Source organism: Shewanella sp. UCD-KL21 (assembly GCF_001957135.1).
Lineage (GTDB): Bacteria > Pseudomonadota > Gammaproteobacteria > Enterobacterales > Shewanellaceae > Shewanella.
On sequence record NZ_MPHK01000005.1, the window covers coordinates 100,033 to 125,099 of the forward strand.

Below are 25,067 nucleotides of genomic sequence, written 5' to 3' on the forward strand. Positions count from 1 at the left end.
TGATTCATTTAATCGATATATTATCGCCGATAAACAAGCCTTTTTCGAAAATGCTGTGGCGGCAATCGCCCTGAGCTCAATTTCTAGCGCTTTGTAATGATGCGCTGTTTATCCAGTTTAACTAGCGTGAATGCCGTTTCAGTGACAGCGGCTAAAAAGTCAAAATCGATAGTCTCTATGGTGTCTTCTGCAGTGTGGTATTGCTTGTGGGTTGGCACGCCTAAATAGAGCCAAGGAATACCGGCTTTGTGAAACGGGTAATGATCTGATGCCCGCAGCCAATTAATTTTGAGCATACTGCCATCATTTAGCCTTGAACGACTCTGCCTCACACATAGATTATTGTCGTTTTGGAGTTGGTGTTTTATCTGCGTAAATTGAGATAGATTTTGCTCACCTTCAATATAGATGGCTTTGGGCCTAGAAGGGTGGCCAATCATGTCTAGGTTTAGCGACATTTCTAGCTGCATATCGGGCAGTTTTAACAGTTGCTGAACTAGCGCGTATGAGCCAAATAACCCCGGTTCTTCAGCATCGGTGGCCACTAGCATTAAATTAACCGCCGGATCGCCATCTTGCTGCCATTGCTTTGCAATCGCGAGCATGGCGGCAATGCCTGAAGCGTTATCATCAGCACCTGCATAGACTTTGCTGCCACGACTGCCTAAATGGTCATAGTGGGCGGTAATAATGCGCCAGCGCTGGGATGCTTGCTTTGATTGGATAGTGGCAATGAGGTTTATTCCCTGTTTATCAGCAAAGTTTTGCCGATAAATAAATGGCACCGCAAAGTCGTTTTGCCAAGGTGATAACCCCAGTTCAATAAAGCGCGCACTTAGGTATTGGCGGGTTTTTTCTACGCCTATGGTATTGGTTTTACGGCCAGCAAAATCATCACTGGTTAATGTGCGAATATCCTCGATGAGCTGATTTTTATCAGCCCATTGACTGGAAGTATCATTACCACAGTTTTGCGAGGCGCAGCCGCTTAGCAATAAGCACAATGCCACAGGCGTCAATCTCATGGATACAGTGAAACAGGGTGGTTTTTGAAAATGACATTTTTGCAGAAATGATTTTATTACCGAGGATAGATAAGCCAGAGTATTTTGGTAAAATTCCATTTATATCCCTCTGGCTTGATGAGTAAACTAACTCAATGGTGCGAATACCGCTGTTGGTGCTATCTGTGCAATGACAAATAGCGCAATGACGAATAGATTAGCTACGGATAGTGCAATGACTAACAGTGTAATCGCTATTTGGCGTTAGTGGCCTTCTTTGGTGGACTTTTCTTCACGCCACTTTTATTAGCGAGCTCTTTTTTAGCAACAGCCTTCTTGGTCAATAGCGGCTTTAAAAAGCTCGCCGTATGGGAGGTTTTATGTTTTGCCACCTCTTCAGGGGTTCCGCTTGCCAAAATAGTGCCGCCACCTGAGCCGCCTTCAGGGCCTAAATCCACCAGCCAATCTGCCGTTTTAATCACATCAAGATTATGCTCAATGACCACTATGGTGTTGCCTTTGGCTTTTAAGCGATGCAGCACATCGAGTAGCAGTTGAATATCAGCAAAGTGCAAACCAGTAGTGGGCTCATCAAGAATGTAGAGGGTTTTACCTGTGTCACGCTTTGATAGCTCTTTTGCCAGTTTCACCCGCTGGGCCTCACCGCCGGACAGTGTTGTTGCACTTTGGCCTAAACAAATATATGCCAAGCCCACATCCACTAAGGTTTGCAGTTTTCTGGCGATAGCAGGGATCGGATCAAAGAACACCCTTGCTTCTTCAATGGTCATTTGCAGCACTTCGTGAATATTTTTGCCCTTGTATTTCACATCCAAGGTCTCGCGGTTATAACGCTTACCTTTACAGGAGTCACAAGGCACATACACATCAGGTAAAAAGTGCATCTCAACCTTAATTAAGCCATCACCCTGACAGGCTTCACAGCGACCGCCTTTAACGTTAAACGAGAAACGACCCGGTAAGTAACCGCGGCTACGAGACTCTTGCGTTGCAGCAAATAACTCACGAATAGGAGTAAAGATGCCGGTGTAAGTGGCAGGGTTTGAACGCGGCGTTCGCCCGATCGGGCTTTGATCAATATCAACCACCTTATCGCATTGCTCCATGCCGGTAATGCTTTTATGGGCTGCGGGTTCATCAATGGTGGCGCCGTTTAGCATTCTGTGGGCAATTTTATAAAAGGTGTCGTTAATTAAGGTTGATTTACCCGAACCAGACACCCCAGTAACACAGGTAAATAAACCAATAGGAATGGTTAAGTCGACATTTTTGAGGTTATTACCCGTGGCGCCGCACAGCTCAATGACTTTTTTGGGATCCATTGGGGTGCGTTTATCACTGATATGAATTTGTTTTTTACCGGAAATGTATTGTCCGGTGATGGATTCTTCACAATCTAAAATCGATTGCAGATCGCCGGAACAAATGATTTCGCCGCCGTGAACGCCTGCGCCGGGGCCAATATCAATCACATGATCAGCCATGCGAATGGCATCTTCATCGTGCTCAACCACAATCACGGTATTACCGAGATCACGCAGGTGAATTAGCGTTTGCAATAAACGTTCGTTATCGCGCTGATGCAAGCCAATTGAAGGCTCATCCAGCACGTACATCACGCCCACAAGGCCAGCGCCAATTTGGCTGGCTAAGCGAATACGCTGAGCTTCACCACCTGATAAGGTATCGGCTGAGCGATCTAAGCTTAGGTAGTTAAGGCCGACATTGACCAAGAAGCCTAAACGATCGCCAACTTCTTTAAGAATTTTTTCAGCGATCTGGGCTTTTTGCCCTTCGAATTTAATCTCAGTGAAGTAGCTCATGGCTTCACCGATGGACCACTGAGTCAGCTGCGGTAAGTTTAACTCGCCAATAAATACGTTGCGGGCTTCTTCACGTAAACGCGAGCCGTCACAGCTTTTACAGGATTGGGTATTAATAAACTTTGATAGCTCTTCACGTACCGAGTTACTTTCTGTTTCGCGGTAGCGGCGATCCATATTATTGAGGATGCCTTCAAAAGGGTGATTACGAATAACCACATCACCACGATCGTTAATGTACTTAAAGGCAATATTTTGCTTACCTGAGCCAGATAGAATAATTTTTTGTACTTTAGCGCTTAACTGTTCAAAGGGGGTTTCGACATCAAATTTATAATGTTCAGCTAAGGAGCTGAGCATTTGGAAGTAATAGAAATTACGTTTATCCCAGCCTCTAATGGCGCCGCCTGCTAATGACAGCTCGCTATTGGCAATCACTCTTTCTGCATCAAAGTATTGCTGCACACCTAAACCATCGCAGGTTTGACAAGCGCCAGCGGGATTATTGAATGAGAAAATACGTGGCTCAAGCTCTGCCATGGAGTAGCCACAATATGGACAGGCAAAGTTCGCCGAGAACATCAGCTCGTCGGCTTCTCCGGCCATGTCGGCAATAATGGCAATACCGCCTGATAACTCTAAGGTTGTTTCAAAAGATTCTGCTAAGCGCTGTTTTAAATCATCACGCACTTTAAAGCGATCGACCACCACTTCAATGGTGTGCTTAACATGTAGCTCAAGGGTTGGCGGATCGGATAAATCACAAACCTCACCGTCAATTCTGGCGCGCACATAACCTTGGGCAGCCAGACTTTCGAGTAATTTTACATGTTCACCTTTACGGGCTTTGACCACGGGTGCCAATAGCATTTGGCGACTGCCTTCAGGCAGTTCCAATACTTTATCTACCATTTGGCTGACCGTTTGTGCGGTTAACGCCTGACCATGGGTTGGGCAGCGTGGCTCACCAACACGGGCAAATAGCAGCCTAAGATAATCATAAATCTCAGTGATGGTACCCACGGTTGAACGTGGATTATGGGACGTGGATTTTTGCTCAATTGAAATAGCAGGACTTAAGCCTTCGATATGATCCACATCAGGCTTTTCCATCAAACTTAAAAACTGGCGCGCATAGGCTGATAATGACTCAACATAACGGCGCTGGCCTTCGGCATATAAGGTATCAAAGGCTAACGAAGACTTACCTGAGCCAGATAGACCGGTAATGACAATAAGCTTGTCTCGGGGGATGGTTAAATCAAAGTTTTTAAGATTGTGGGTTCGTGCACCGCGAATTTCAATGGTATCCATTCATCACTCTACAGGTTGTTTTAGCTACCTTGTCAAAGTAGCAAAATTTGAGTTAGCTTAGTAAATAGCCGTTAGTGTATCGTTAATCAACTGGCTTATACAGTATTTTATACAGTGTTTTATACAGTGTTTTATACAGTGTTAATGGTACTGAATGTACGCAGGACGCCAGATTATTAGCAGCTGAAACCACATAAAACGACTGGGATATAAAACACATTATAACCTGTTTGTTTAACCTTATTAACAAATACGACAAACAGTTGCATCTTGGTTCATTATTCCTTTTGAGCTAAATTAGAACGCTGTGATAATATGCGCAACTCGCATTTTTCTATAGATACACAATTTAAGGGCAACTGAATGGCCAACAATGGATTATCAGGCATTGAGAAGAAAGTCGCGTTTTCGTTAGCCAGCGTGTTTGGTTTACGAATGATGGGCTTATTCATGATCATGCCCGTATTCGCGCTTTACGGCCAACATTTAGAGGGTTTTTCACCTTTATGGGTGGGTATCGCTATCGGTGCTTATGGCTTGACCCAAGCGGTGTTACAAATTCCCATGGGCATGTTGTCAGATAAATATGGCCGTAAGCCGATTATTTTGGCTGGGCTGGTGGTGTTTGCTATAGGCAGCGTGGTTGCTGCCATGTCAGATCATATTTATGGCGTTGTGCTTGGCCGAGCCATTCAAGGGATGGGCGCCATTGCCGCAGCAGTGTTAGCGCTGGCCGCCGACTTAACCCGTGATGAGCAACGCACTAAAGTGATGGCCATTATTGGCATGTGTATTGGTTTCTCGTTTGCATTGTCATTGCTTGCTGGGCCGATAGTTGCCCAATATGCAGGCTTAGAAGGGCTATTCTTTTTAACCGCTATCTTAGCGGTGGTAGGCATGATCATTGTGCAGGTGTTGGTGCCTAACCCAGTATCACAAGCGCCTAAAGGCGATACTGTTGCTACGCCCACTAAATTAAAGCGGATGTTAATGGACCCGCAACTGTTCAGGCTCGATGCGGGGATTTTTATTCTGCATTTAGTGCTGACTGCGGTGTTTGTGGCCTTGCCACTGGATTTGGTCGACGCTGGTTTAGTCAAAGAAAAACACTGGATGCTGTATTTCCCTGCCTTTATCGGGGCGTTTTTCTTAATGGTGCCGTTAATTATTATTGGCGTTAAACGTAACAACACCAAAACCATGTTCCAAATATCACTAATGATCATGATGCTGGCATTAGCAGCTATGGGATCTTATGCTGATAACCTATGGGTATTAAGCGCCGCTGTGGTGTTATTTTTTACTGGATTTAATTATCTTGAAGCGTCACTGCCCAGTTTAATTGCTAAATTTTGTCCGGTGGGCGATAAAGGCTCAGCCATGGGCGTTTATTCCACTAGCCAATTTTTAGGGGCATTTTGTGGCGGTATGCTAGGTGGCGGAGCTTATCAGCTGGTTGGCGCTGCAGGGGTATTTTATGTGGCACTTGGACTGATGTTTATTTGGTTATTATTAACCATAGGCATGGAAAAACCCGTACTGCTAAAAAGCTATACCCTTGAGGCACAAGTTAAAGATAGAAGTCATGCCAAAGATATGGCAACCCAGCTATCACAGCTATCTGGGGTAGCAGAAGCCATTGTCGTCATGGAAGAGAAAGCAGCTTATTTGAAAGTTGATGATCAATTCGATTTGAGTGAAGCGCGAGCTGTGTTAGGCTCTGTCAATTAGATCGTTTTGATCGCTCAGTTTTGTAATTTAGATTAGATAATAGATAAAATCGCAGGAGATTTTCGATGGCCAGTCGTGGTGTAAATAAAGTAATTTTGGTTGGTAATTTAGGTAAAGATCCTGAAGTTCGTTACATGCCAAACGGTAATGCCGTAGCCAACTTTACTGTAGCTACAAGTGAAACTTGGAAAGACCAACAGGGTCAGCAGCAAGAGCGCACCGAGTGGCACAATATCGTCATGTACCGTCGTTTAGCTGAAGTTGCAGGCGAATACCTAAAGAAAGGTTCTAAAGTTTATTTAGAAGGCAAATTGCAAACCAGTAAATGGCAAGATCAGACTACAGGTCAAGATCGCTATAAAACTGAAATCAATGCGATGGAAATGCAAATGCTTGATAGCCGCGGTCAAGGTGGTGGTCAGCAAGGTGGCATGAACCAAGGTTACGGTAACGCGCCGCAACAAAGTGCTCCTCAGCAAGCACAAGGGGGTTATGGTCAGCAGCAACAAGCTCAAGGTGGTTTCCAACAACCAGCTCAAGCGCAAAAGCCTGCTTATACGCCTAAGCCTCAAGCGCCAGTTCAGCAGCCTGCTCAACAAGCACAAGGTGGCTTCCAACAAGCGCCAGCTCAGCAACCTGCACAGGGTGGATATCAGCAAGCGGCTCCTGCACCGCAGCAAGGTGGTTTTCAACAACCAGCTCCAGCACAGCGCCCTGCGCCAACGCCACAGCCACAAAATACTACACCTGATTTAGGCGGCGATTGGGATGATGATATCCCGTTTTAATTCACAGTAAATTTTGAATGTAGATTAAACTATAAACCCAGCATATTTGCTGGGTTTTTTATTGGTTATGGAATCGATTTACGTTAGTGGCAATCATCCGTCGTCATGACAAACTGCGATCAACTGGCATTGTTAACCATGCCTTTTAAGACAATATTGTTATAGGTGACAAAGCCAATAATATTGCCTTGTTCAATGACAGGAGCTTTGTTGATCTGGAATTGATCAAATAAGCGGGCGGTATAGCGAATATCCATATCTGGGCATACTGACATTACAGGCTTTATCATGATTTCATAAACATTAACCCGCTCTGGTGACTTATCAGTGGCTAATACTTTTCTGGCAATATCACTGAGTAACAATATGCCGTATTCATCATGCTCATGGCGTTTGTTAATCACTAAAATAGTGACGTTTTTTGCCACTGCAATATTAATGGCTTCACTGACGGTAAGCAGGCCATCAATCATGGCGTAATCATTCATCAAAATATCACGGTTTTTTATTGGCGTTGATGGTTTCATATTTGATCCTTTATATCATCAGTGAGTTTTGCAACTTGGTGAGCAACACCAACGGCATCTTCAACATCAATTTGAATAGCTATTCCTTGACCTGGATGGGTATTAAAGCCGCCCACCTCACAGATCGTTTCTAAAATATGTCGGCTCATATGCTCTTCAACCAGCCATAAAATGACGTCTCGTTGTACATCTAAGCCCAGCCCCATGAAGGTTTTCTTTTTAGTTAGCCCTTCACCGCGTGCATGGTTAATTACAGTGGCACCAGTGGCGCCAGCTTCTCTGGCGGCATCCAGTACCGCTTCGGTACTAATATCATCAACAAAAGCGACAATTAATTTAAATCGCATGGGTTACTCCTTGGCGGATTTTCGTTGGTCAAGAAAGGCTACAATTTGGGCGTAGCTCATGACGGCAATGATGGGAAACAAGCTGGCAAAGGCAATTAAGCCAAAGCCATCAATAAGAGGGTTACGGCCTTCAACATTAGAGGCAAGCCCTAAACCGAGCGCCGCCACAAGCGGCACTGTTACGGTAGAAGTGGTGACGCCGCCGGAATCATAAGCTAAAGGAATAATCGATTTCGGCGCAAAAAAGGTTTGAATTACCACTATCACATAGCCTGCCATGATGTAGTAATGAATAGGATCACCAACCACAATACGAAAACAACCTAGCGAGATCCCAAAAGCGACCCCAATGGCCACAGAAATTCTTAAGCCTTGAATACTAATGGTGCCACCAGAGACTTCATTGGCTTTTATCGCGACTGCAATTAATGACGGCTCTGCAATGGTGGTACTAAAGCCAATGGCTGCTGCAAACACATAAACCCACAGGTAATCTTGCCAAATAAACGGCCCTGCGGAGCCATCAGGGTGCAAAATACTGGGGGAGGTGAGTTGATCCGCTAAGTTTTCACCAATGGGAAATAGCGCTAACTCTAAGCCGACAAGGAAAAAGCTTAAGCCTAAGATCACATACACAAAACCTAAGACTACGGTTTTCCAATTAGCGATGGGGCGCTTGAGTACGCCCAGCTGAAAGCCAAATAAAATTGTCGCAATTGGCACCACATCACGCATGGTAAGCAGTAAGGTTGCCAATAGCTGATTAATCCACTCCATAATACTCCTTGTAGGCGCAGCTTTGATGTATTACAACGTCAGCTAAAACAGGGTTGTAGAGCAATGCCATTACAAGATCATTCCGTAAAGCAGCACAAAAATAACCGGGGTTAAACTGGCAAAGGCAATCAGCCCAAAGCCATCAAGCATGGGATTACGGCCTTTAATCACTGTGGCTAAGCCAACGCCAAGAGCCGTTACCAGCGGCACAGTAATGGTTGAGGTGGTTACGCCGCCAGAGTCATAGGCGATACCAATAATATTCTCCGGGGCAAAGCTGGTGAGCACCATCACTATGATGTAGCCGCCAATGATCAAATAATGAATTGGCCAGCCTTTTACAATGCGAATAACCCCTAATAAAATCGCTAAACCTACCGACACCGCTACGGTTAACCTCAGTCCCATCGCATAGCTGTCCATGGCAGCCTCAGTGGCCTTGATAGCGCCACCATCTGCTGCAACTTGGGCTGCTTCAGCGGCGACAGCGGTTAAGGCGGGTTCAGCTAAGGTGGTGCCGAAACCTAATGAAAAGGAGAAGGTCACCAGCCAGAAGGTACTGCCTTTACGGGCCAGTGCGTGTGCCAATGATTCACCAATGGGAAATAGCCCCATTTCTAAACCAAAGACAAAAAAGGTTAGCCCAAGAACAATAAATACTAAGCCTACAAGAATGGAAAATAAGTTATCGGGTGCTTGTTGGAGGATAAATATTTCAAAGAAACTCACCACGACTATGATGGGAATAAGATCTTTAAAACTGCCGAGCATGGATTGTAAAAGCTTAACTAACCCTGTCATTCCTTCTCCTTTGATGGCGAAATGCTAACCGCCAAACGGCGTATTAACTTGCTGGCCTAAACGGTTTCTTTATTGTTTTTAGCTAGTTCCAGTTTGCCTGTTTACAAATGCAAAACAACATTAAATTAACATAAGTTACAATATCTTTGAGCTAGATCAATTTGTCTAAAAAAGATCCTAGTAGGAGAGTATTATTGAAGGAATTTTTAAGGGTAATAAACTGTTTTTAAGGTTAAAGAGTTTCTTTTTTGCCAATAAAAAAGAGACCATAAAGTCTCTTTCATCAGCGATTAATTTGTCAATGTTGAGTGCTGCATAAGGCCTAGCAGATTCACTTAGGCGACATCTGTGTCTAATGCTAAGTGTTGCCATTCATCATCGGCGCTAATATGCATGACTTTGACTTGTTTGTTGTGCTCAACATTAATATTGTTCAATTGGCTGGGACACAATGTTAACTGATTGGCGATTTTTATGTAGAAGCCCACTGACTTGGGGTCGTTGCCGATAACGCTTTTGGCTAGCGTGGTTTGTTGGTAAAGCCATAGATAGTGGCCTTTTATTTCACAATTCAGGTATTCAAGCGGCAGTAATTGCTGGTTGTTATCTGCAATTTGAAAATTTGTCTGCACGTAGTCAGCAAACGCTTTTCTGCTTTGTGGATTTTTGACTAAATCGCTATCAACACCAATGATGCGTTTAGCTGTTTGCTGGGCATCAGCTAAATAAAAGCAGTGTTGAATAGCGACATTGCCGCTTTTGGCATTAAACAGCACATTGGTATAGCTTTCTTTTTTTCGATTAGCTGACGCTTGAAAATTGAATAATAACAAGCCGCTAAGGGCGATAAACCATATTAGAGCAATAATTATCCATAACATTATTATATACCTTTATTGCTAGCTGTTTTAAATGCAGGCTTGAGCTGCATGACGCTGAGCAGATACGTGACTTTAGCCTGTTGGTCATTAATAAACATTGATACGCGGAAAATAAGCAGGCATTAACAGCAAATACTCATTAAATACCATAGGTCAATATAAAGTATTAGTAAAATCTATTATCAAATTTTTCAATGTTGAATAGGAGGTTGGCCACAGCTTGAGCGCGGTTACCGCTAATTGATTAGCTGACTATGGTTGAGGCTCATGGCAGGTATTTACTCGGGCTAATATAAGCCAAATGCTTATTGGATAATACCTAAGCGCATGGTTTATATGGTATGTTTTTTAAAGTGGCTTTGATTAAACTTAATCATTAAAGGCTTAATGGCGGCATATTTTCAGGTGCTTTAATTTGGTATTTATCTAAAATTTGTTGAAACTCACCAGAGCGCTTTAATTTAGCAATACCTTGGGCATACAAATCTGCGACATGGCTTTGATTAGGATTAAAGCCGACATATAAAGGCGTTGGCTCACCATATGATCCGGCGTATTTGATTTGATCGGCTAAATCATTTTTGTGTGCAGTATATTCAATGGCGACTTTATTACCCAGTATCACATCAAATCGACCATTTGCGAGGCGTTTAATGTTCAACATCATGGGTTGTTCCCCCGTGGCGGCGTAAAAGTCGGTTGAGCGGCTAATTTTATCATTGAGCTGCTCGCCGTAGTCATAACCTCCGATAATCCCGACTTGCACACCATCAATACTGTCTAATTGCTGAAATGACCATGAAGCGTCTGCGCGAGTATAAAAATCGGTGCTGGCATAACCCACAATCAGTGTGTCGGTATATAAATTAAATTGTTCAATATGGGTTGGCGTAACGGCAAGAACGGCATCGATATTGCCAATTTGAACCTCCTTCAAAGCGCGATTAAACGGCACAGCAATAAAGTGCACCTGTTGATCCATGACTTCAAATGAGCGCCGAGTCAGTTCAGTGACATAGCCGGTGTGGCCTTGGCAAATATAAGGGCACCAAATATCTGATGCGATCAATACAGGCTTAGCTGCAAGGGATGAAGAAACCAGTAGTAGCAAAGAGATAATATATTTCACGGTAGCGTTGGCCTCAATAGAATAACTGCTAATGGCGCAGCCTTACTTAGCTAGTTTTCACCGCACTATGGTCAGTTAATAAGCCTAGTGGTTAACTTAAACCTAGTGGTTAGCTCAAACCTAGTGGTTAACTTAAACCTAGTGGCTTGGTTAAACCTAGTCGCCTGCTTAAATTCAGTTAGCTGAATTAAATCTAGCCACTTGCAGTAAATATAGTAACCTAAAACGACCGTTTGCTAGCGAAAAGTTAATTTTTTTGTGACGCAATAAATAATATGGACAGTCAAATGAGCGTAAACAGCATAAAGCATGTGACTTACAATGAAACCGGCGCCGCTGAAGTGATGCACTTTAGCCATTCAGTATTACCTACGCTTAAAGCTGGGCAGCTGATCATAAAAGTACACGCCGCCGGTGTGAACGGCCCCGACATTAAGCAGCGAGAAGGCGCATACCCGCCGCCAAAAGGTGCTAGCCCGATATTAGGCTTGGAAGTGGCTGGGGAAGTCATTGCCATGGCTAAAGATGTCAGCCAATGGCAAATCGGCGATAAGATCTGTGCCTTAGTGCCAGGTGGCGGCTATGCAGAGCAAGTGATCACTTACGCCTCACATTGCTTGCCTATTCCCAAAGGCTACAGCTTTGTGCAAGCGGCGGCCTTGCCGGAAACCTGTTTCACGGTTTGGGGAAACTTGGTTAATCGCGCCAAGCTGAAAGCCGGTGAAAGCGTATTGATCCACGGCGGCTCTGGCGGTATTGGCACTACAGCAATACAAATTGCCAAAGCCCTAGGCGCTAAAGTGTTTGTCACCTCAGGTAGCGATGAAAAATGCCAATATTGCCTCGACCAAGGGGCGAGTATGGCGGTTAACTACCATAAAGATGATTTTGTTGAGCCAATTCTTGCTGCAACACACGCTAAAGGGGTCGATGTGGTGTTAGATATTGCGGGTGGTGATTTCATCAACCGTAATTTAAAGGTATTGGCTTTTGATGGCCGCATGGTGTCAGTGGCAACCCAGCGCGGCGCTAAAGCAGAAGTGAATATTTTTAGCATTATGGCCAAACGTATTCAATGGACCGGCTCAACGCTTAGGCCGCAAAGCGTCGAGGCTAAGGCTGACATCGCCGCTGGATTATTAGCTCAGCTATGGCCATTACTGGATGCTAAACAAGTGCAGATCCGGGTTGATAAAGTGTTCCCGTTTGATGAGGTGGTAAAAGCGCATCACTATATGGAGTCAGCTCAGCATAGAGGTAAGATTATTCTGCAGCTAGGCGAAGCTTAAACCTCAATAAGCAAAGTCTAAGTAAACAAGCCCTAAGCTAACAACGCTTAAACAAACAAAACCTAAGCAAGAATTAGGCAATAGTAAGGCATCAAATTCAAAACAGTCTTTTTATCATAGCTGACTTGAAGGCTGTCATATTTGAACTAAATTAGAGCTTGCAGCGCCGCTAAATGACACTGGGTGCATAACGCCTTGGGAAAATCATAACTTGGATGATTTACAGCAAAAGACTATGGCCATATGGCACTCGCAACAAATTGCAAAAATATGAAAAAGTTAATTAATAATATATTGATTTTTTCATAAGTTTTTGATTAATTATCCTCAATAATCATGCGCGCTGCGTAGAGGTTAGTAAATAAACTGTGTGCTGTTAAAACGCACATTTGTTAGGTATGTGTTGATTTAAGGGCATTAGCATATATGTATAACACTGCAAAAAAACAAGTTTGGTATGGTGAGCTTCGTACTCCACGTGGCACCTCAATTGTCGTCCATGACAACCGACTCCCCGATGCGTCTCCTGGTCGAATCTACTTATTTAATGTTAGTCGTAACACGATTGGCGAGTACGTAGAGGATATCGTTAAGGTTAACCTGCATGAGCTGGAACCCCAGCAGTTAACAGCCGCCAAAGCTGAACATGAAGCAGCATGGCTTGCTGCTAGAGCTGAGTTTATGGCAAAACATGAAGCGCATATCGAATTATCTTCTGTGCCAGACTCTGCGCCAGCCTCAAAAGCTAAAAAAGTTGAAGTGGTGGATGAGATTATTGATGTCGATGACAGTGAAATGGAATTTGAAGATGCTGATGCCGACTTCGGTGCCGGTATCGGTGATGACAGTGACGATTAGCCTAAGCGCTAACACTCACAGCTAGGTATTTTTTAGGGCTAATTTAGCTAATCGCTAAAGATAAAAAATGGAGCATGATGATAAATCATAGCTCCATTTTTATTGGCTGAGTGTTAGTGAATCAACAGCCCTGCAGTGAGCGCTTAGGCTTAAATAACCCCAAACTCATAACGGCTCACATGGCGATAAACTTGTCCTGGCTCTACCCAAGGCTTACCGGGTAAATCGGCTTGATTAGGTGAGTCTGGCAGCATTTGTGGTTCAATACATACTGCTTGATGAGACTGGTAAATACGGCCGTCAAAGCCTTTTGCGCCTTCAAGGAAGTTAGCGCCATACAGCTGCACCCCAGGTTGATTGGTGTAAATCGTCATGGTGCGGCCAGTTTTAGGGCTTGAAAGACAACCAAATCGGCTGACTTGCTCGGCGTTATTAAGCACATAGCAATGATCAAAACCATTGGTGGCAGCAAGAGCCGGTCGCTGAGTTTGCACTGCAAATGCGGTGGCTTGGGCTAAATCTAAATCGCTGCCAGTGGTCGCTGCAATTGAAGTTGGAATACCCACTTCATTCATCGGCAAATATTGCTTGGCATCCACTTGGATCACATGCTCAGCATTAGTTAAGCTATCTGCGCCTTCTAAATTAAAATAACTGTGCTGGGTGAGGCTAATAGGGCAGGCTTTATCGACACTTGCTTGCATTTCAATGAGCAAATTATTATCAGCCAAGCGATAATCTAATTGCACCGTACAATTGCCGGGGAAGCCCATATCACCATCAGGGCTTTCAAGGGTTAACCTCACGCCGTCTTCAAGGGCTTGCATATGCCAATGCTTTAAATGAAAGCCTTCAGCGCCGCCATGTAAGCAGTTGGTCGCTTGGTTTATATCGAGCTGATAGTGATTGCCTTGATATTGCAATTTACCGTTAGCAATACGATTAGAGTATCGCCCAGCAATGGCGCCTAAATAAGCCGGCTGTTTTAAGTAGTCACTAACGCTGTCACAACCTAAAACGATGTTATCTCGCTGGCCTTGATTATCTTCAGTCCATAAGGCATTAATAATTCCCCCTAGACTTAACACTTCAATAGCAACCTTGCCATTGTCGACTCGAATACGTTCTACCCATCCTCCGCGAGGATCTTGCCATGGTTCAAGTGTGGTGATTTGTAACATTAATGCCTCTTATAGCAATAGAATTGCTTATTCAATTCTGCCTGCGCCGCCACTGGCAGAGCATAAATAGATAATCGGTTCTAAGGATGTTTGTTGTGGATATTGTTGCTCAACGGCATTGACCACAGCATCCGTTAGCTCATGATCAATAAGCGCTACCACACAGCCATCACTCATTCTGACGCCGCCTTTGGTGCCAATAATATCTTTAATTATTTTCACTAAGGCATCAATCTCAGGGGTGCTGATGTCAAAATCATCGCACATGGATTGTTGTGATTGTGCCATTAATTGGCCGAAGCGGGCCGTATCTTGTTGCTCTAAGGCGCGGGCAGCATTCACAGTGCGTTGGTTTTCAGTTAGTACATGCTTAGCTCGTAGATAAAGTTCCTCACCTAAGCTGGCTTTAGCAGTGTTGAGTTGGCCAAGGCTGACTTCCCTGAGTGACTCAACTCCAAGCAATTCATTAATTTGATTACATTGCAGTTTACGGGCATCAAAGCGGTTAATTAACTGCTGGCGATCGATGCTAGGATCGACAATCAGTAAACTTAAGCTGTCAGGTATCGCGATTGCGCGGCCGTCTAACTCTAAGCAGTCAATCAATAAGGCGTGATCGGCCACTGCCAGTGCGCTAATGGTTTGATCCATAATGCCAGATTCTGATTTTATGAACCTGTGCTCACCGCGTTGGGCAATTTGTGCAATGGCTAATGGCGATAAATGCAATTGACTGGCGTAGCTAATGGCAGTGCCAAAGGCCACCTCAAGTGCAGCCGATGACGACATACCTGCGCCCAGTGGCACATTGCCGACAATGGCAATATCCATGCCTTTAGCTTTAAGCCCAGACTGAGCCATTGAGGCGGTAAAGCCTTTTAGGTAATTTCCCCAACTGCCTTTATTTTCAATGGCGCTTTCTTCACCAAAACGCCATTGTTCAATTTGCCCAGGAAAGGCATCAGTCACGGCTCTAAAGGTGTTATCACTACGGTGTTTAACCGCAATAACAGTGTGAAAATTAATTGCAGCGGGTAAAACGAATCCTTCGTTATAATCCGTGTGTTCGCCAATAATATTGACACGACCTGGTGCTTGATACAGGTCGTCAGCCGTAGTGCCAAATGTTTGTACAAACAACTTCATGGCTTTTTGAGCAGGATTAGACATACAGTTTCACTTCCAAAGAATGCCGAGTTACGAAGTTACCTAAGCGGTATAAAAGTATTAATTATTAGATTGATAATGTGATTTATATCACGAGTTAGCAGTGACTGTAACTAGCAGCAACTAGATTGATACAAATTACAGCTTAAGAGTAGTCTGTTTTGTGGAAATAACAGTAATTTCAACGCTTTTTATACTACTAAAGAGATATGCGCGAGTGGGTAAGCGTGAAGTGTTTAAGTGTGTAAGGGTTTACGCCGACGGTTTTATTGGCAGAACAAACTTTTGGTATAAATGGGCTTTATAAGCACTCAAATAGCGACGCTGGCTAACCGTGGGCGATTGATATAAAAGCGCATTTTAAGCAATAAAAAAGCGCCTTAATGTTAATAAGGCGCTTATGGATTTAGCATAGCGAATAGAGCATACAGCTAACTATTTGCGTTTATGGCTTGCTCAAGTTCGGGGTGATTTCAGCGGCTGCGCTGGCTTTATCAAGGCTCGCTTCAGCTTCTTCCTCTGCGTTTGGTTCAAGTAATTCATGAATGACATTGTCCACAAAACCGGCACCTGCAGCTTCATAAAGGTTATAAACGCTGTTAACCCCTTGCTCTTTCAGTGACTCTGCATCTTCAGAATACTGTACGATAGCGCTTATCTTACCTTGATAATCGAGCTTTTTAAGTTGCTCTACCGCAAACATATTACCAATATGGTGTGGCATGGCTAATAGCACCAACTCAAGCCCCGGAGCCCGCTCAAGTTTTTCCCAAAAGTCGGTATCGCTGGCATCGCCTTGCACCACATTACGCCCTTGTTGACGATGAAAGTCCACGAGGTCTTGCTTATGTTCAATACCCAGTATTTCGCCAGAGTATTTAGCACGCAGCTCATCGTAAGCACCTGAGCCAATCCGGCCCATACCTAGAATCAAAAAGCGCGGATTACCCACAGGAATTTGTCTATCCTCAGGGTGTAGCGGGTACTTCTCTAAGGTTGTCAGAGTGCTATGGTAGCGCTGATATAGCTTATTTACCGCAGCGTTAAGTGGCGCCGCAATTAAGAAACTGATGCTCAAGGCCACTGCGAGAATGATTAACCACTCGGCAGGTAACCAGCCTTTTGATGCGGCTACAGCGGCGACAATCAAGCCAAACTCACTGTAATTACCTAGATTGAATGAGGCAAATAGTGAGGTACGAGAACGCAGCTTAAAGCGGGTCAATAGTATAAAGAACAGCATGATTTTAAATGGCACTAATAGTACCAGCAACCCAGCAAGGCCCACATCGGCAATGGTTGGTAAACCATTTAAACCAATAGTTAAGAAAAACGCGACTAAAAACAGCTCTTTAAAGTAGTAAATTGATTTAGACAGCTCGGACGCTTTAGCGTGGCCCGCCAGTAAAATACCAATAATCAATGCGCCTAAATCTGGCTTTAAGCCCACAGCTTCAAACAGCCAAGCCCCCATGACTAATGCCATAGTCAGACCAAATAAAATCAACATTTCGCCGTGGCCAACGCGGTCGAAAATTTTATAAATAAGGGGTTTAAGTAGCGGTAACAGCAATAAACCTAAGGCGTAAATTGAAGGAAAATCTCCCTTTGAAATGGTGAGGAATAGCACTGCGAAGATATCTTGCATAATCAAGATACCAATAGCGATACGACCATATAAGGCTTGGCTATCGCCGTTTTCATCCAGCACTTTGACGGCAAATACGGTACTTGAAAAACTTAAGGCAAAGCTCAGTAGCAACAGCTGATTAATGTCTAAATCAACTAGCCTGTCTAGCCCTATTAACCCCAGCAATTTTAAGATGGGTAAAAAGAATAAGATTGAGCCAATTAAGTGCAAACTGGAACTGGCCCACACTTCAGATTTAAGTAAGCTCTGTACATCCAGCTTTAGACCAATTGCAAACAGCAATAGCATCACGCCAAGATCGGCTAACTCCTGCAGCAGTGGCAGACTTTCATCTTGGATCCCAAAAATAAACAGGATAAATCCCGCAGCAAGATAACCAATGAGCGGCGGTAAACCCACTCGGCTTACGAGTATGCCACACAGTAGGGTGATGATGAGAATTGCTGGTTCCATAATGCCTTAGTTATAACTGTTAATGGCAGGTTACTTATGGGTGGATTATATAAGAATGAAATTAACTTTCTATTAAAATGTGGCGCTAGAATAAAAAAATGGCCAATTTAATAAATAAATTGACCATTTTCATTATGTTAACGCTAGCTGAAACAATTAATTAAGCAATAAATCCAAGTGCTCAGCGAAAGGTTTAGGTCCCATAAAGCCGGTTACGCGCAAATCTTCACGCTGATTGCCGTTTTCATCGAACATTAACAGGGTCGGTAAGCCTAAAACGCTGAAGTGCTCAAGCAGTTCAATATCAATAGCATCACTTTTGGTGACATCGGCTTGTAACAACACCATTTGATCTAAACGCTCTAATACCATTGGGTTAGCAAAGGTGATGGCTTCAAATTCTTTACAGGCTACACACCAGTCTGCGTATAGATCTAGCATCACGGTTTTACCGCTCAGACTGGCTTTATCTAGCTCCACTTCTAAGTCTTCTAGTGACTTAATTTGAATAAATAACTCACCGTGGCTGACCGCTGCAGCTTGGCGAGTTTCATTACTCATTGAGGGCGCTTGATGACCCATAGCAGTCATCACCGCTTGGAACCCATAAGAAAAACTGGCGAGTAAAGTCAGGATAAGTATTACCCCACGGGTGGTTTGCTTCCAGTTAAACTCTGATAGTTTGTTCTGATGCATTAGGTAGCCCGTTAAGCAAATACCCCAAATTGACCACAATACATCTGATACCAGTCCTGGCCAGATGCGGCCAATCATTACGATTGAGACTGAAATCAATAAGAAGCCGAAAATGGTCTTAATGATATCCATCCATGCACCGGCGCGCGGCAGTAATTTACCACCAGAAGTACCAATGATCAGTAATGGCACACCCATACCCATGCTTAATACATACAGCGCCAAGAAGCCCTGTAGTAAGTCACCACTTTGGGCCACATAAATCAGCGCACCAGACAGCGGCGCAGTGGTACAAGGTGATGCCACTAAGCCTGAAATAACCCCCATAAAGAACACCCCAACAAGGTTGCCACCTTTTTGGTTATTGGACAGGGTATTCATCTTGTCTTGGAACTTGCCCGGCAGGCGTAACTCATACATGCCAAACATAGATAAACTCAGCAGTACAAACATTACCGCTAAGAAAATCAAAATAGCAGGGTGCTGTAATGCCGCTTGGAATTTCATGCCCGCAGAGGCAACCACTAAACCTAGTAATGAATAGGTAATCGCCATACCTTGAACGTAGGCCATTGATAGCGTGAAGGCTTTAGCGGTGGATAACTTTTTCCCTTGGCCCACAATAATCCCTGACAAAATCGGGTACATAGGGAACACGCAAGGGGTTAAGGCTAAACCAATACCTAAACCAAAGAAGATAACTAAGGTCCACATTAAGCTATCGTTGGCCAGCATTTGGCTTAAGCTGTCTTGTTGGGTGATAGGGGCTGTCGCATTGCTTGCTGTTGCTGGTTCAGCTTGAGCTGGCGCAGCACCAATAATGGCTTTTTTGCCCTTTACCTTGCCATCGTTCGCTGCCACGGCATCGAGCTTAACATCACGTTTGGTCGGCGGATAACACAGCTTGCCTTCAGCACAACCCATAAAGGTCACTTGTACTAGGCTGTCTTGGGCGGCTTCTTTAAGGGCTAACGGCAGCTCAACAAAGGTGTAGTAAACTTCTTGTTCGCCAAAATATTCGTCGTTATGCACCTTGCCACTGGGCAGATCGATATCGCCAATCACTGCGCCGTCAGCAGAAAACTGCAACTTGTCACGGTACATGTAATAACCATCGGCAATCACAAAGCTAATGGCTAATTGATTATCTTTTTGCTGATAATCAAATACAAAAGCCTCTTCAACAGGCATTAATTCTGGCTCGCCCTGAAGGAAGCTGAACTTATTACTGCTAAAAATGCCTTCACTGTGAGCTAATGGCGTTAGCAGGAGTAAAGAGGTAAAAATAAGCGCAAATATTTTTTTCATGATTGGGAAGTTTCTTCTATCCATTTTAAATAATTTGGCAAGCCTTGAGTAATAGGCATAGCGATTAATTCAGGTACTTCATAGGGATGCTGTTGGATCACTATTTGTTGAATTGCATCATAATTTTTAGCAATACATTTTATGTGTAAAGCGACTTCACTACTATGACAGACCTCATCTTCCCACACATAAACTGACTCTATTTGTGGAATTAATTGCACACAAGCAGCCGCTTTCGGTTCCACTAGCGCTGATGCAATGCGTTTGGCACTGGCGTTATCAGGGCAAGTTGTTATAACTAATAAGTAAGTTGCTGGCATTGGAATGCTATCATCTATTGGTTGCCTTAAAGTTAGCTTAAGCTTAATAACATAAACTGCGGTTTATCTTTATTGTTGTTGCTAATGTTATGTTTATCGCGATTTCAATAGTGCAATACTGTACGTTTTTTCGTAAGCGCTTGCATTAGTCATTGATGATAATCGTGACACGTCTTGAATTAAGACCGGATAACCCCCATTTAGTTTTCATAGCCAGTGAAAAAATTGAGGCCCACATGTTATTTGTTTTATTGTTTGTATTTATTATCGTTCCGACCATTGAGTTGTCAGTATTAATTTCTGTGGGCGACGTGCTTGGCACTTGGAATACCATCGCATTAGTGTTTTTCACTGCGATTGTTGGGGTATCACTGGTGCGCAGCCAAGGCTTAAGCACCTTAATGTCAGTACAATCTAAGCTTGAGCGCGGTGAAGCGCCGGGTAAAGAAATTGTCGAAGGCATGATGCTCGCCGCAGCAGGTTTACTGTTATTGTTTCCGGGCTTTGTGACTGACTTTATCGGTTTGTTATTGCTAACCCCAATTACCCGCTCACCCATAGCCAGCTATATCTTTAAACGTATGCAAATGCGCGTGGTTGCTGGTGGCGGTTTTCAGGGCGGCTTTGGCCCACAAGGTCAATCGGGTCAAAACCCATTTGGGCAAAATGGCCCATTTAACCAAGGCGGCAATACCTTTGACGGTGATTTTGAGCGCAAATTCGATCCAAATGATTTAACCCCTGAAACCCATCAGGTAGAAATTAAAGATATCACCCCACAGGATGAGCCTCGCGCAGATAATGAGGCAAAGGGCGAGCAAGATAAGCCTAAAAAAGACTAATTGTTGGCTTGGTGACTCAATGAAAAAACGCTAGCAAGGCTAGCGTTTTTTTATGGCTCAAATAAATCAGCCGCTTGTTTAGGATTTTAAGTTAAAGCGCCAATTTACGGCGCTAGGGTGGAATCCTTTGAAGGCTTGTCTAGCTGCTCGGCCATCCAATACGCACTAACCGTACTGCCAATCCAGCAGATAAATAACAGCCAAGTGGCTATTGATACCGAAGGGGGTAAATCAAGGCTGACACTGTCATGTACTGCGCCATAGAGGCTGTTAAAATCCAGCGCAATATTACCCGCGACAATATCATCAGCCACAGCTTGAGCGCGCTGCATCAGCACGGTCATGATGGCGCATAAACTGATAAAACAAGCCACAATAATGCCCCAACCTATGGCTTTTTTACCTATGTATAAGTGCCCTGTGCCGGGGCACACAAACGCTGACAATAGCGCGGCGTTGATTGATCTTTTCATTGTGTATTAACCCTCGTACATCCCTGTTAATTTATGGTGTTAACTGACTCTGTGGCCGTTGATGCGCTAATGGACTCAGGCTCAGTGATCCGACTGGCCATCACATAACAGGCAATGCCCATAATGGTATTGGTTATCGGCAGCGCAATTAATAAACCTTTTACCCCGCCAAAGTATAAGCCAATGGCCGCCAATGGCAGCATCAATATAAACAGCCGAACTAAGTTAATCACTAACGACTGAATAGGTCTATGGTAGGCATTTAAACAAGTGGCGAAGATAATCACCACCGCTAATGGCCCATAGGCTGCGGGCAAGGCTTTAATATAAAAGCTCAGCCAATCGATCACCACCGCATCATTACTGAATAACTGCGCAATAAAATCAGCGCTCAAAAAGATAGGCAGATACAGTAAGGTTTGCAGCACCAGGGCAAACCGCAGTGACAGCATCATGGCATCTTTAGCCCGCTGATGTTGCCCAGCGCCCAAGTTTTGCCCCACAAACGGCATTAAACTGGAGTTAAGGGCCATGATCCCCAAGATAAATAAGGTTTCTAAGCGCACCCCTGCACCATAAGCGGCCACCGCAGCTTGATCGACTCTGGCAAGCATGGCCAAAATAATGCCGTTAGCAATAGGGTTAATCATATTCATTAAAGCCGCAGGGCGGGCAATATGCCCCAGCTTGCACCAGTTATTGATAATCCGGCGCTTGCTTAATTTGGTGAAAAGCAAAATTTGTTTTTTGAATACCAAGATATACACAGCCACAGAGGCTGAAAATAACCAAGATATTGAAGTGGCAATGGCCGCACCTTGAATACCCAGCTCAGGGAAAGGCCCAAGACCAAAAATAAGTAAAGGGTCGAGTATCAGGTTGATAATGGCTGCCACCGACATAATGATCGCAGGGGAGTAAGTATCACCGGTGGCGCGAATGCCCTGATTGCCCACCATCAATAACACCAATAATGGCGCCCCTAAAAACCACACCAACATATAGTCATGAATAAGTGGCAAACTTAACTCATTGGCGCCCAGTAGGGTAAATAGCGGGTCAATGGTCATAATCCCGATGCACACTAACGCGCTCACCAATAAAAATGTCAGTAGCAAGGCATCAAACAAAAACGATTTAGCTTGGGGCTGATTACCAGCGCCAATGAGGCGGGCAAAGTTAGTGGAAACCGCCGCGCCAATGCCAATGGCAATACTGGAAAAAATAATCGCCACCGGAAAGGTAAAACTGACCGCAGCTAATGACTCAGTGCCCAGCAGACTGATGAAATATGTATCTATAAGGCTGCCACCATAAATGGTGAGAATACCGATAAGGTTGGGGAGGCTCATATTAAACAGCACGCGACCAATTGGTGCGCTAAGCAACCCATGTTTATCTTTCATCTATCTCGACTTAAACACGAAAACGGGAGCCAAATTCTAGCAGCATTCAACATGGTTTAAATATTAGCAGCCACAAATTTTACAATTAAATCGCAGTTTTTTTTAAAATACACTTGGAACTGTCAACATCGACCCCCATATATCATTCATCAAAGGGGTAATGCCCTTATCATTTTGTTAAAACCGCCTCGTTTTAGGGCACCAAATCATTAGGAGAGTCCGTAGATGAATATTCGTCCATTACATGACCGCGTAATCGTTAAACGTTTAGAAGTTGAATCAAAATCAGCTGGTGGCATTGTATTAACTGGTAGCGCTGCAGAAGTATCAACTCGTGGTGAAATCCTAGCAGTAGGCAATGGTCGCATTTTAGAAAACGGTGAAGTTAAAGCCCTTGACGTTAAAGTCGGCGACGTAGTGATTTTCAACGAAGGTTACGGCGTGAAGAAAGAAAAGATTGATGGTGAAGAAGTCCTTATCTTATCTGAGTCAGACCTAATGGCTGTTGTAGGTTAATTTTAAACATTAACCCTTTGCAATCATCAACAAATTTGAAGGAACATAACAATGTCAGCAAAAGAAGTATTATTTGGTAGTGACGGTCGCGTTAAAATGCTTAACGGCGTCAACATTCTTGCTAACGCAGTAAAAGTAACCTTAGGCCCAAAAGGTCGTAACGTTGTTTTAGACAAAAGCTTTGGCTCACCGCTAATTACTAAAGATGGTGTATCGGTAGCGAAAGAAATCGAACTAGAAGACAAGTTCGAAAACATGGGCGCACAAATGGTGAAAGAAGTTGCTTCTAAAGCCAATGATGCTGCTGGTGACGGTACTACGACTGCAACCGTATTAGCACAATCAATTGTGGTTGAAGGCCTTAAAGCAGTCGCTGCTGGCATGAACCCAATGGATCTTAAGCGTGGTATCGACAAAGCAGTAATTGCTGCCGTTGCTGAGCTTAAAGCACTTTCTCAAGAATGTGCAGATTCTAAAGCCATTGCACAAGTTGGTACTATCTCTGCTAACTCTGATGAATCAATCGGTGAAATCATTGCAACCGCAATGGAAAAAGTCGGCAAAGAAGGCGTTATTACCGTTGAAGAAGGCCAAGCCCTTGAAAACGAATTAGACGTTGTTGAAGGTATGCAGTTTGATCGCGGTTACCTATCTCCTTACTTCATCAACAAAGCTGAAACTGGCAGCGTTGAGTTAGATTCTCCTTTCATCTTACTAGTTGATAAGAAAATCTCTAACATCCGTGAATTATTACCAATCCTTGAAGGTCTAGCGAAAACAGGTAAGCCATTGCTTATCGTTGCAGAAGACGTTGAAGGCGAAGCATTAGCAACATTAGTTGTTAACAACATGCGCGGTATCGTTAAAGTCGCAGCTGTTAAAGCACCTGGCTTTGGTGACCGTCGTAAAGCAATGCTACAAGACATCGCTATCCTAACTGGCGGTACTGTTATCGCTGAAGAAATCGGTCTAGAGCTTGAAAAAGCAGCCCTAGAAGATTTAGGTACAGCAAAACGTGTTGTTATCACTAAAGACAGCACCACCATCATCGATGGTAACGGCGAGCAAGCGCAAATCTCTGGCCGTGTTTCACAAATCAAACAACAAGTTGAAGAGTCAACATCTGACTACGACAAAGAAAAACTTCAAGAGCGCATGGCAAAACTCGCTGGCGGTGTTGCAGTAATCAAAGTTGGCGCAGCAACAGAAGTTGAAATGAAAGAGAAAAAAGCCCGTGTTGAAGATGCATTACATGCAACACGCGCAGCCGTTGAAGAAGGCGTGGTTCCTGGCGGTGGGGTTGCACTAGTACGTGTTGCTTCTAAGATTTCTGAAGTTGAAGTGATCAACGAAGACCAAAAGCACGGCGTAATCATCGCACTACGTGCAATGGAAGCACCACTTCGTCAAATCGCAACTAACGCAGGTGAAGAAGCGTCAGTTGTGGCTAACACAGTTAAAAACGGCACAGGTAACTACGGTTACAACGCTGGTAATGACACTTACGGTGACATGTTAGAAATGGGTATTCTTGACCCAACTAAAGTAACCCGTAGTGCACTACAGTTTGCAGCATCAATTGCTGGTCTAATGATCACAACTGAAGCAATGGTAGCTGAAATTCCACAAGATTCATCTGCACCAGATATGGGCGGAATGGGCGGTGGTATGGGTGGAATGGGCGGCATGATGTAATTATTGCTTCTTTGCTAGTCTAAATCGGTGATAACGGCGTTGCTTCACCACTCGTTTAGTGAACTAAAC

22 protein-coding genes are annotated in these 25,067 nt (G+C 44.0%); 7 read left to right on the plus strand and 15 right to left on the minus strand.

Annotated features, from left to right (window positions below):
* Positions 1-83: 83 nt before the first annotated feature.
* Both BM739_RS06310 and uvrA read right to left on the minus strand, forming a co-directional pair.
* Entirely contained in the window at positions 84-1,025 is a 942-nt protein-coding gene (locus BM739_RS06310) for a M20/M25/M40 family metallo-hydrolase (RefSeq protein ID WP_083698089.1), read from the minus strand.
* A 233-nt stretch (positions 1,026-1,258) separates the two neighbouring features.
* Positions 1,259-4,162, minus strand: a complete 2,904-nt coding sequence (gene uvrA, locus BM739_RS06315; protein WP_076538604.1) for an excinuclease ABC subunit UvrA — start codon at positions 4,160-4,162, stop codon at positions 1,259-1,261.
* A gap of 363 nt (positions 4,163-4,525) precedes the next feature.
* Between uvrA and BM739_RS06320 the strand changes: the two genes are divergently transcribed.
* Both BM739_RS06320 and ssb read left to right on the plus strand, forming a co-directional pair.
* The gene (locus BM739_RS06320) at positions 4,526-5,893 is read left to right on the plus strand and encodes an MFS transporter (RefSeq protein WP_076538606.1); all 1,368 of its coding nucleotides are present in this window, start codon (positions 4,526-4,528) and stop codon (positions 5,891-5,893) included.
* Between the two features lie 65 nt (positions 5,894-5,958).
* Entirely contained in the window at positions 5,959-6,681 is a 723-nt protein-coding gene (gene ssb / locus BM739_RS06325; RefSeq protein WP_076538608.1) for a single-stranded DNA-binding protein, read from the plus strand.
* 119 nt (positions 6,682-6,800) lie between these two features.
* Here ssb and BM739_RS06330 read toward each other — a convergent pair whose 3' ends face one another.
* The 6 genes from BM739_RS06330 to BM739_RS06355 form a co-directional block, all read right to left on the minus strand.
* Complete coding sequence (locus BM739_RS06330) at positions 6,801-7,208, minus strand: CBS domain-containing protein (protein ID WP_076538610.1); 408 nt, start codon at positions 7,206-7,208, stop codon at positions 6,801-6,803.
* The gene (locus BM739_RS06335; protein WP_076538613.1) at positions 7,205-7,555 is read right to left on the minus strand and encodes a P-II family nitrogen regulator; all 351 of its coding nucleotides are present in this window, start codon (positions 7,553-7,555) and stop codon (positions 7,205-7,207) included. Before BM739_RS06335 ends, BM739_RS06330 begins: the two co-directional genes overlap by 4 nt.
* Positions 7,556-7,558: 3 nt before the next feature.
* Positions 7,559-8,332 (minus strand): DUF1538 domain-containing protein, encoded by a 774-nt coding sequence (locus tag BM739_RS06340; RefSeq protein ID WP_076538615.1) that lies wholly within the window; start codon positions 8,330-8,332, stop codon positions 7,559-7,561.
* Between the two features lie 69 nt (positions 8,333-8,401).
* Positions 8,402-9,133 carry a DUF1538 domain-containing protein gene (locus tag BM739_RS06345; protein WP_076538618.1) on the minus strand — a complete coding sequence of 244 codons (732 nt, stop codon included), beginning with the start codon at positions 9,131-9,133 and terminating at the stop codon, positions 8,402-8,404.
* Positions 9,134-9,468: 335 nt separating this feature from the next.
* On the minus strand, positions 9,469-10,014 hold the full coding sequence (locus BM739_RS06350) for a DUF6702 family protein (protein WP_076538620.1): 546 nt from the start codon (positions 10,012-10,014) through the stop codon (positions 9,469-9,471).
* 376 nt (positions 10,015-10,390) lie between these two features.
* Positions 10,391-11,143, minus strand: coding sequence for an ABC transporter substrate-binding protein (locus BM739_RS06355; RefSeq protein WP_076538623.1), 753 nt, complete (start codon positions 11,141-11,143; stop codon positions 10,391-10,393).
* A 287-nt stretch (positions 11,144-11,430) separates the two neighbouring features.
* Here BM739_RS06355 and BM739_RS06360 point away from each other — a divergent pair, with 287 nt between their 5' ends.
* Both BM739_RS06360 and BM739_RS06365 read left to right on the plus strand, forming a co-directional pair.
* A complete protein-coding gene (locus tag BM739_RS06360) occupies positions 11,431-12,432 on the plus strand; it encodes an NAD(P)H-quinone oxidoreductase (RefSeq protein WP_076538625.1) in 1,002 nt (333 codons plus the stop codon).
* 426 nt (positions 12,433-12,858) lie between these two features.
* Positions 12,859-13,290 carry a hypothetical protein gene (locus BM739_RS06365; protein WP_076538628.1) on the plus strand — a complete coding sequence of 144 codons (432 nt, stop codon included), beginning with the start codon at positions 12,859-12,861 and terminating at the stop codon, positions 13,288-13,290.
* A 149-nt stretch (positions 13,291-13,439) separates the two neighbouring features.
* Here BM739_RS06365 and BM739_RS06370 read toward each other — a convergent pair whose 3' ends face one another.
* From BM739_RS06370 to cutA, 5 genes are all read right to left on the minus strand, one after another.
* Positions 13,440-14,471, minus strand: a complete 1,032-nt coding sequence (locus tag BM739_RS06370) for an aldose epimerase family protein (RefSeq protein WP_076538631.1) — start codon at positions 14,469-14,471, stop codon at positions 13,440-13,442.
* 27 nt (positions 14,472-14,498) lie between these two features.
* Positions 14,499-15,641, minus strand: a complete 1,143-nt coding sequence (galK, locus tag BM739_RS06375) for a galactokinase (RefSeq protein ID WP_076538634.1) — start codon at positions 15,639-15,641, stop codon at positions 14,499-14,501.
* A 442-nt stretch (positions 15,642-16,083) separates the two neighbouring features.
* A complete protein-coding gene (locus BM739_RS06380) occupies positions 16,084-17,742 on the minus strand; it encodes a cation:proton antiporter family protein (RefSeq protein ID WP_076538637.1) in 1,659 nt (552 codons plus the stop codon).
* A gap of 156 nt (positions 17,743-17,898) precedes the next feature.
* Positions 17,899-19,746 carry a protein-disulfide reductase DsbD gene (locus BM739_RS06385; RefSeq protein ID WP_076538640.1) on the minus strand — a complete coding sequence of 616 codons (1,848 nt, stop codon included), beginning with the start codon at positions 19,744-19,746 and terminating at the stop codon, positions 17,899-17,901.
* On the minus strand, positions 19,743-20,066 hold the full coding sequence (cutA, locus tag BM739_RS06390) for a divalent-cation tolerance protein CutA (protein ID WP_076538643.1): 324 nt from the start codon (positions 20,064-20,066) through the stop codon (positions 19,743-19,745). The genes BM739_RS06385 and cutA overlap by 4 nt, the downstream gene beginning before the upstream one ends.
* A 236-nt stretch (positions 20,067-20,302) precedes the next feature.
* Here cutA and BM739_RS06395 point away from each other — a divergent pair, with 236 nt between their 5' ends.
* Complete coding sequence (locus BM739_RS06395; protein WP_076538645.1) at positions 20,303-20,908, plus strand: FxsA family protein; 606 nt, start codon at positions 20,303-20,305, stop codon at positions 20,906-20,908.
* A gap of 104 nt (positions 20,909-21,012) precedes the next feature.
* Here BM739_RS06395 and BM739_RS06400 read toward each other — a convergent pair whose 3' ends face one another.
* Together BM739_RS06400 and BM739_RS06405 are read right to left on the minus strand one after the other, a co-directional pair.
* A complete protein-coding gene (locus BM739_RS06400; RefSeq protein WP_076538647.1) occupies positions 21,013-21,381 on the minus strand; it encodes a hypothetical protein in 369 nt (122 codons plus the stop codon).
* 26 nt (positions 21,382-21,407) lie between these two features.
* On the minus strand, positions 21,408-22,787 hold the full coding sequence (locus BM739_RS06405) for an MATE family efflux transporter (RefSeq protein WP_076538650.1): 1,380 nt from the start codon (positions 22,785-22,787) through the stop codon (positions 21,408-21,410).
* Positions 22,788-23,012: 225 nt separating this feature from the next.
* On the opposite strand from BM739_RS06405, the gene BM739_RS06410 reads away from it, so the two are divergent.
* Together BM739_RS06410 and groL are read left to right on the plus strand one after the other, a co-directional pair.
* Complete coding sequence (locus tag BM739_RS06410) at positions 23,013-23,303, plus strand: co-chaperone GroES (protein ID WP_076538652.1); 291 nt, start codon at positions 23,013-23,015, stop codon at positions 23,301-23,303.
* A gap of 51 nt (positions 23,304-23,354) precedes the next feature.
* Complete coding sequence (groL, locus tag BM739_RS06415) at positions 23,355-24,998, plus strand: chaperonin GroEL (protein WP_076538655.1); 1,644 nt, start codon at positions 23,355-23,357, stop codon at positions 24,996-24,998.
* Positions 24,999-25,067 lie beyond the last annotated feature (69 nt).

Coding starts and splice junctions, on each gene's coding strand:
- ssb (WP_076538608.1), top strand. CDS start 5,959: ATGGCCAGTCGTGGTGTAAATAAAGTAATTTTGGTTGGTAATTTAGGT.
- BM739_RS06345 (WP_076538618.1), bottom strand. CDS start 9,133: ATGACAGGGTTAGTTAAGCTTTTACAATCCATGCTCGGCAGTTTTAAA.
- BM739_RS06405 (WP_076538650.1), bottom strand. CDS start 22,787: ATGAAAGATAAACATGGGTTGCTTAGCGCACCAATTGGTCGCGTGCTG.
- BM739_RS06330 (WP_076538610.1), bottom strand. CDS start 7,208: ATGAAACCATCAACGCCAATAAAAAACCGTGATATTTTGATGAATGAT.
- BM739_RS06360 (WP_076538625.1), top strand. CDS start 11,431: ATGAGCGTAAACAGCATAAAGCATGTGACTTACAATGAAACCGGCGCC.
- BM739_RS06365 (WP_076538628.1), top strand. CDS start 12,859: ATGTATAACACTGCAAAAAAACAAGTTTGGTATGGTGAGCTTCGTACT.
- galK (WP_076538634.1), bottom strand. CDS start 15,641: ATGTCTAATCCTGCTCAAAAAGCCATGAAGTTGTTTGTACAAACATTT.
- BM739_RS06335 (WP_076538613.1), bottom strand. CDS start 7,555: ATGCGATTTAAATTAATTGTCGCTTTTGTTGATGATATTAGTACCGAA.
- BM739_RS06400 (WP_076538647.1), bottom strand. CDS start 21,381: ATGAAAAGATCAATCAACGCCGCGCTATTGTCAGCGTTTGTGTGCCCC.
- BM739_RS06340 (WP_076538615.1), bottom strand. CDS start 8,332: ATGGAGTGGATTAATCAGCTATTGGCAACCTTACTGCTTACCATGCGT.
- uvrA (WP_076538604.1), bottom strand. CDS start 4,162: ATGGATACCATTGAAATTCGCGGTGCACGAACCCACAATCTTAAAAAC.
- BM739_RS06395 (WP_076538645.1), top strand. CDS start 20,303: ATGTTATTTGTTTTATTGTTTGTATTTATTATCGTTCCGACCATTGAG.
- BM739_RS06310 (WP_083698089.1), bottom strand. CDS start 1,025: ATGAGATTGACGCCTGTGGCATTGTGCTTATTGCTAAGCGGCTGCGCC.
- BM739_RS06385 (WP_076538640.1), bottom strand. CDS start 19,746: ATGAAAAAAATATTTGCGCTTATTTTTACCTCTTTACTCCTGCTAACG.
- BM739_RS06380 (WP_076538637.1), bottom strand. CDS start 17,742: ATGGAACCAGCAATTCTCATCATCACCCTACTGTGTGGCATACTCGTA.
- BM739_RS06410 (WP_076538652.1), top strand. CDS start 23,013: ATGAATATTCGTCCATTACATGACCGCGTAATCGTTAAACGTTTAGAA.
- groL (WP_076538655.1), top strand. CDS start 23,355: ATGTCAGCAAAAGAAGTATTATTTGGTAGTGACGGTCGCGTTAAAATG.
- BM739_RS06350 (WP_076538620.1), bottom strand. CDS start 10,014: ATGTTATGGATAATTATTGCTCTAATATGGTTTATCGCCCTTAGCGGC.
- BM739_RS06320 (WP_076538606.1), top strand. CDS start 4,526: ATGGCCAACAATGGATTATCAGGCATTGAGAAGAAAGTCGCGTTTTCG.
- BM739_RS06370 (WP_076538631.1), bottom strand. CDS start 14,471: ATGTTACAAATCACCACACTTGAACCATGGCAAGATCCTCGCGGAGGA.
- cutA (WP_076538643.1), bottom strand. CDS start 20,066: ATGCCAGCAACTTACTTATTAGTTATAACAACTTGCCCTGATAACGCC.